A 6,433-nucleotide genomic window follows, 5' to 3' on the forward strand; every position below is an offset into this window, starting at 1 on the left:
AAGTGAACAAGTGGTTGATTCCAGCGGTGACCGCCGTGGCTTTGCTCAGCGGCTGCTCCACCGTACAGCGTGGTTCGATTCCTGTGGTGGATTCGGGCACCGCCGTGTCCAACAGCGAGCGCATCGGCGCCAATGGCGGTTTCCGCCAGACCACGGTCAAGCGCCCGGTGCAGGGCCAGACTCAGGCGATTCCGCAAGGCGATACCGGCGTAGTAGTTATGGTGCCGGGCGGCGGTGCGGCGGTGTCAACACCGATCAGCTCTTCGCCGATCGTCCCGGGGCCTGCATCCGGAGGTATCACGTCGGGGCCGTACAACCCATCGGCGGTTGAGTCGGCGCCGATCAACTCCGGCAGCTACAGCATGCCGTCGACGCCAAGTGGCATTCCTTCGGCCAGCAGTGGCGGCGGTCTGTCGGCGGATGAGCAACTGGACGGCCCGGTACTCGCCTTGCTGACCACCGCGCAACAGCAACAGGCCGGTGGCGACCTCAACGGTGCTTCTTCCAGCCTGGAGCGGGCGCAACGTGTCGCCCCCCGTGAGCCACAAGTGCTTTACCGTCTGGCGCAGGTGCGCATGGCCCAGGGCGATGCGCCGCAAGCCGAGCAATTTGCCCGTCGTGCGCTGACCATGGCCAACGGTCGTCCGGACCTGCAAGCCAGCCTGTGGGAAATCATCGCTCAGTCTCGTGAGAAACAAGGCGATTCCGCCGGCGCCGCACTGGCCCGTCAGAAGGCCAAGGTTTCCCTGTGATGGACGTGCGTTTCCCGAAAATCGCCGATCAGCTGTTGCTGATCGAACGCGAGCTGCGTACCCAGGGTTGGTGGGATGAGGTTGAGCCGTCCGCCGAAGCGCTAAGCAGTGTCGAGCCGTTTTCGGTCGACACGCTGGACTTCGAGCAATGGCTGCAATGGATCTTCCTGCCGCGCATGAAGATGATCCTCGAACAGGATCTGCCGCTGCCGAACGCCTCGGGCATTCAGGAAATGGCGGAAATGGTCTTTGCCCAGCGCAACCTTGGCGGAAAGGATCGGCAGTTGCAGGTGCTGCTCAAAGAGTTTGACCTGCTGATCACTGCATCCCGCTGAACTAAACTGGGAACTGCCAGGCCTACTGGCAGTTCTCGGCAATCTGCTTCTTCGCTTCGACGATGCGTTCCTGACGCTGTGTATCGTCGAGCCTGCGCACATCCCCCTCGACCTCCTCACGCAAACGTGGATTGTTCTGCAGTTGCGCTAGGTTTGTGCGTGCCTGTTCGCAAAACGCCTTGAGCTGCGCCTGCTGCTCGGCGACCTGTTTCTTCACCTTGGCATCAATGGCTTTCTGATCGCCAAGTACGCCGCCGCCCGGCATCGGCGCAGCTTTCGGCGCGGGTGAGGAGGGTGTGTGTACGGTCGTCGACGGTTGGCCCTGCGGAGGCTGCGCATCGAAATGCGTGACGCCTTGGGCATCGACCCATTTGTAGATTTGAGCGGCCGAGCACCATGGGCTGAGGCCGATCAGCAGAGTGAGGAGGAGCGTTCGCATGCTGATTCCTTGGCAAAAATGCGCAATTGACGCTAACAGAGTAGCGCTTTTCAGGTTTTTTCTTGCGTTCTCATGTGCTTACCCACAATTAACCACACAGACGACTTGACTTGCAGAGGGCGAAACAGAAGAATCCAAAGTCCGCTGTAGAGGGACTGCCAGAAGCAGACCCACTCGGTAGATCATGAGGCGCACATCCGCGCCGACCTGTTACACCCGCAACGCGTTACCTCGCGCTGGGTGGGAAAGGCCCGCAACACTTGGGACGATCCCAATACTTGCTCAGTCAGTGCTGACGTAGTCGGCGACCACCGTCGCTCATGCTCTGCCGAGAAGTAAACCTATTAAGACCCGCCCCTTTTTTGTGGACGGTATTCTGGCGTTTTAGAGGTGAACAACGTGGAGCTTTTATCTGGCGGTGAGATGCTCGTCCGCTTTTTGCGTGACGAAGGCGTCAAATATATCTACGGGTACCCGGGTGGTGCTCTCCTGCATGTTTACGATGCCCTGTTCAAAGAACCGGAAGTGACCCACATCCTGGTTCGTCACGAACAAGCGGCGACCCATATGGCTGACGGCTACGCCCGTGCCACCGGTAAAGCCGGCGTGGTATTGGTGACTTCCGGTCCAGGCGCCACAAACGCCATTACCGGTATCGCCACCGCCTACATGGACTCGATTCCGATGGTGATCATTTCCGGTCAGGTGCCAAGCACCATGGTCGGCACCGACGCGTTCCAGGAAACCGACATGATCGGTATCTCCCGGCCGATCGTGAAGCACAGCTTCATGATCAAGCACGCTTCGGAAATCCCGGAAGTCATGAAGAAGGCCTTCTACCTGGCGCAATCCGGTCGTCCGGGCCCGGTCGTGGTCGACATCCCGAAAGACATGACCAACCCGGCCGAAAAGTTCGAATACGTTTTTCCGAAAAAAGCCAAGCTGCGCTCCTACAGCCCGGCCGTTCGCGGTCACTCCGGGCAGATCCGCAAAGCAGCGGAAATGTTGTTGGCGGCCAAGCGCCCGGTGCTGTACTCCGGCGGCGGCGTGATTCTCGGCAATGGCTCCGCGCAACTGACCGAACTGGCAAAAATGCTCAACCTGCCGGTGACCAACACCTTGATGGGTCTGGGCGCATTCCCTGGCACTGACCGTCAGTTCATCGGCATGCTGGGTATGCACGGCAGCTATACCGCGAACCTGGCGATGCACCATGCCGACGTGATTCTCGCAGTGGGCGCCCGCTTCGACGATCGGGTGATCAACGGCCCGGCGAAATTCTGCCCGAACGCCAAGATCATCCACATCGACATCGACCCGGCGTCGATTTCCAAAACCATCAAGGCCGACGTGCCAATCGTGGGTCCGGTCGAGAGCGTCCTGACCGAAATGGTCGCGATTCTCAAGGAAATCGGCGAGACCCCGAACAAGGAGTCCGTAGCCAGCTGGTGGAAGCAGGTGGATGAATGGCGCGGTGATCGCGGCCTGTTCCCTTATGAAAAGGGCGACGGCAGCAAGATCAAGCCGCAGACCGTGATCGAAACCCTCTGCGAAGTGACCAAGGGCGACGCCTTTGTGACCTCCGACGTTGGTCAGCACCAGATGTTTGCCGCGCAGTACTACACGTTCAACAAGCCGAACCGCTGGATCAACTCCGGTGGCCTGGGCACGATGGGCTTCGGTCTGCCAGCCGCGATGGGCATCAAACTGAGCTTCCCGGACGACGACGTTGCCTGCGTCACCGGCGAAGGCAGTATCCAGATGAACATCCAGGAGCTGTCGACCTGCCTGCAATACGGCTTGCCGGTGAAGATCGTCATCCTCAACAACGGTGTGCTGGGCATGGTTCGCCAGTGGCAGGACATGAGCTACGGCAGCCGTCACTCGCACTCCTACATGGAATCGCTGCCGGACTTCATCAAGCTGGCTGAAGCCTACGGCCATGTTGGCGTACGCATCACCGAATCGAAAGATTTGAAGTCGAAGATGGCCGAAGCGTTTGCCATGAAGGATCGCCTGGTGATCATCGATGTTGCGGTCGACACCAGCGAGCACGTCTACCCGATGCAGATCAAAGACGGCTCCATGCGCGATATGTGGCTGAGCAAGACGGAGCGTACTTAATCATGCGGCACATTATTTCCCTGCTTCTGGAAAACGAACCCGGCGCTCTGTCTCGCGTAGTCGGCCTGTTCTCGCAGCGCAACTACAACATCGAAAGCCTGACCGTGGCCCCGACCGAAGACCCGACCCTGTCGCGTCTGACGCTGACCACCGTGGGCCACGATGAAGTGATCGAGCAGATCACCAAAAACCTGAACAAGCTGATCGAAGTGGTCAAGCTGGTGGACCTGTCGGAAAGCGCTCACATCGAGCGTGAACTGATGCTGGTCAAGGTCAAGGCCACTGGCGCCCAGCGCGCCGAGATCAAACGCACCACCGATATCTACCGTGGACAGATCGTCGACGTTAGCGCCAGCGTGTATACCGTTCAATTGACCGGTACCAGCGACAAGCTCGACAGCTTCATTCAGTCCATCGGCACCGCATCGATTCTGGAAACCGTCCGTAGCGGCGTGACCGGCATTGCTCGCGGCGACAAAGTACTCAGCATCTAAACCAAATTAGCGCATGGCCTGAACGGCCGGATATAAGGGGAAATTCATGAAAGTTTTCTACGATAAAGACTGCGACCTGTCGATCATCCAGGGCAAGAAAGTTGCCATCATCGGTTACGGCTCCCAGGGCCACGCTCAGGCGTGCAACCTGAAAGACTCAGGTGTCGACGTTACCGTCGGTCTGCGTAAAGGTTCGGCCACCGTTGCCAAAGCCGAAGCTCACGGCCTGAAAGTGACCGACGTTGCTTCCGCTGTTGCCGCTGCCGACCTGGTCATGATCCTGACCCCGGACGAGTTCCAGTCCTCGCTGTACAAGAACGAAATCGAGCCGAACATCAAGAAAGGCGCCACTCTGGCCTTCTCCCACGGCTTCGCGATTCACTACAACCAGGTTGTTCCGCGTGCCGACCTCGACGTGATCATGATCGCGCCGAAAGCCCCGGGCCACACCGTGCGTTCCGAGTTCGTCAAAGGCGGCGGTATCCCTGACCTGATCGCGATCTACCAGGACGCCTCGGGCAACGCCAAGAACGTTGCGCTGTCCTACGCTGCTGGCGTCGGTGGCGGTCGTACCGGCATCATCGAAACCACCTTCAAGGACGAGACCGAAACCGACCTGTTCGGCGAACAAGCCGTTCTGTGTGGCGGTACCGTTGAACTGGTGAAAGCCGGTTTCGAAACCCTGGTTGAAGCTGGCTACGCGCCGGAAATGGCCTACTTCGAGTGCCTGCACGAACTGAAGCTGATCGTTGACCTCATGTACGAAGGCGGTATCGCCAACATGAACTACTCGATCTCCAACAACGCCGAGTACGGCGAGTACGTGACCGGCCCGGAAGTGATCAACGCCGAATCCCGTCAGGCCATGCGCAACGCCCTGAAACGTATTCAGGACGGCGAATACGCCAAAATGTTCATCAGCGAAGGCGCAACCGGCTACCCTTCGATGACCGCCAAGCGTCGTAACAACGCCGCTCACGGTATCGAAGTCATCGGCGAGCAACTGCGCTCCATGATGCCGTGGATCGGTGCCAACAAGATCGTCGACAAAGCCAAGAACTGAGTCGTCGTCCCTTGTACGAAAAACGCGGCCTCGGCCGCGTTTTTTCGTTTGGGCCGGTGCTTCTGGTATAAAGCTGCATCGTTTGTGGCCGAACTGTCGTCCTCAAGCCTCTGTCGAATTTTTTCCAAACCGTTGCAAGGTAATGTCCATGAGCGAACGTCCCGAAGAGCCGAACAAGGCTTCCGACGCCGAAAGCCTGCTGCCCATCGATGAACACATCGAAGAAGGGCACGACGCTGAAGGTCGTAAAGTCCGGCATCGTGGTATCTATCTGCTGCCGAACCTGTTCACCACTGCCAACCTGTTCGCAGGCTTCTATTCCATCATCAACTCGATGAGCGCCCAGGCCGCGTTGAGCGCCGGCGACTCGGTGAATGCGAGCAAGTATTTCGCCTTCGCTGCGATCGCGATTTTCGTCGCGATGGTGCTCGACGGCCTCGATGGTCGCGTGGCGCGCATGACCAATACGCAAAGTGCTTTCGGCGCCGAGTACGACTCGCTGTCGGACATGGTCGCCTTCGGCGTCGCGCCGGCATTGCTGGCCTTCGGCTGGGCGCTGGGAGACATGGGCAAGGTCGGCTGGATGGTCGCCTTCATTTATGTAGCGGGTGCGGCGTTGCGTCTGGCGCGGTTCAACACCCAGGTCGGCACGGCGGACAAACGCTACTTCATCGGTCTGGCCAGCCCGGCGGCGGCAGGTGTGGTGGCCGGTATTGTCTGGGCGTTCAGCGATTACGGCATCCAGGGTTCGAAGATGTCGTTCCTGGTGGCCTTGATGGTGGCGGCGGCCGGCATGCTGATGGTCAGCAACATCAAGTACAACAGCTTCAAGGAGCTGGATCTCAAAGGTCGCGTGCCGTTCGTGGCGATCCTGGCGGTGGTGCTGGTATTTGCTGTCGTGTTCAGTGATCCGCCGCGCATTCTGCTGCTGGTGTTCCTCGCCTATGCGGCATCCGGTCCGGTGCAATATCTGTTGCGTCTTCGTCGTCACAAAAACGCCGAGTGATGTAATTTCCCGCATACTCCGCAGTCTATGGGTGCACCTGTCCTCCAAAGCTGCGGAGTTGTCATGTTGATCAAGATCCCCAAAGCATCCGACTGCCATGAGTCGGATGTCACGCCTGAAGCCATTTATCTCTCCCGCCGCCAATTGCTCGGCGCCACTGCTGCCGGTATTGCCGTGAGCAGCCTGCCACGCTGGGCCAGTGCCGCTGATGCCCCTCGCT

General features: G+C 59.1%; 8 protein-coding genes (1 of these 8 cut by a window edge). 7 read left to right on the top strand and 1 reads right to left on the bottom strand.

What is annotated here, in order from left to right:
* Positions 1 to 2 precede the first annotated feature (2 nt).
* Both JWU58_RS05075 and JWU58_RS05080 read left to right on the top strand, forming a co-directional pair.
* The gene (locus JWU58_RS05075) at positions 3 to 752 is read left to right on the top strand and encodes a tetratricopeptide repeat protein (RefSeq protein WP_016773179.1); all 750 of its coding nucleotides are present in this window, start codon (positions 3 to 5) and stop codon (positions 750 to 752) included.
* Positions 752 to 1,087, top strand: coding sequence for a YqcC family protein (locus JWU58_RS05080; RefSeq protein WP_016773180.1), 336 nt, complete (start codon positions 752 to 754; stop codon positions 1,085 to 1,087). The genes JWU58_RS05075 and JWU58_RS05080 overlap by 1 nt, the downstream gene beginning before the upstream one ends.
* A 22-nt stretch (positions 1,088 to 1,109) precedes the next feature.
* On the opposite strand, the gene JWU58_RS05085 is transcribed toward JWU58_RS05080, so the two are convergent.
* Entirely contained in the window at positions 1,110 to 1,526 is a 417-nt protein-coding gene (locus tag JWU58_RS05085; RefSeq protein WP_123443333.1) for a DUF4124 domain-containing protein, read from the bottom strand.
* Positions 1,527 to 1,925: 399 nt separating this feature from the next.
* Between JWU58_RS05085 and JWU58_RS05090 the strand changes: the two genes are divergently transcribed.
* The 5 genes from JWU58_RS05090 to msrP form a co-directional block, all read left to right on the top strand.
* On the top strand, positions 1,926 to 3,650 hold the full coding sequence (locus tag JWU58_RS05090; RefSeq protein WP_039761986.1) for an acetolactate synthase 3 large subunit: 1,725 nt from the start codon (positions 1,926 to 1,928) through the stop codon (positions 3,648 to 3,650).
* 2 nt (positions 3,651 to 3,652) lie between these two features.
* Entirely contained in the window at positions 3,653 to 4,144 is a 492-nt protein-coding gene (gene ilvN, locus JWU58_RS05095; protein WP_003176102.1) for an acetolactate synthase small subunit, read from the top strand.
* 46 nt (positions 4,145 to 4,190) lie between these two features.
* A complete protein-coding gene (gene ilvC, locus JWU58_RS05100; RefSeq protein WP_007909969.1) occupies positions 4,191 to 5,207 on the top strand; it encodes a ketol-acid reductoisomerase in 1,017 nt (338 codons plus the stop codon).
* A gap of 148 nt (positions 5,208 to 5,355) precedes the next feature.
* On the top strand, positions 5,356 to 6,213 hold the full coding sequence (pssA, locus tag JWU58_RS05105; protein ID WP_016773182.1) for a CDP-diacylglycerol--serine O-phosphatidyltransferase: 858 nt from the start codon (positions 5,356 to 5,358) through the stop codon (positions 6,211 to 6,213).
* A 63-nt stretch (positions 6,214 to 6,276) separates the two neighbouring features.
* Positions 6,277 to 6,433 carry the 5' portion of a protein-methionine-sulfoxide reductase catalytic subunit MsrP gene (msrP, locus tag JWU58_RS05110; RefSeq protein WP_024014317.1) on the top strand. 857 nt of this gene lie beyond the right edge of the window, so 157 of the gene's 1,014 nt are visible here — the first part of the coding sequence; it begins with the start codon at positions 6,277 to 6,279; the stop codon falls past the right edge of the window.

The organism is Pseudomonas atacamensis (genome assembly GCF_017167965.1).
Lineage (GTDB): Bacteria > Pseudomonadota > Gammaproteobacteria > Pseudomonadales > Pseudomonadaceae > Aquipseudomonas > Aquipseudomonas atacamensis.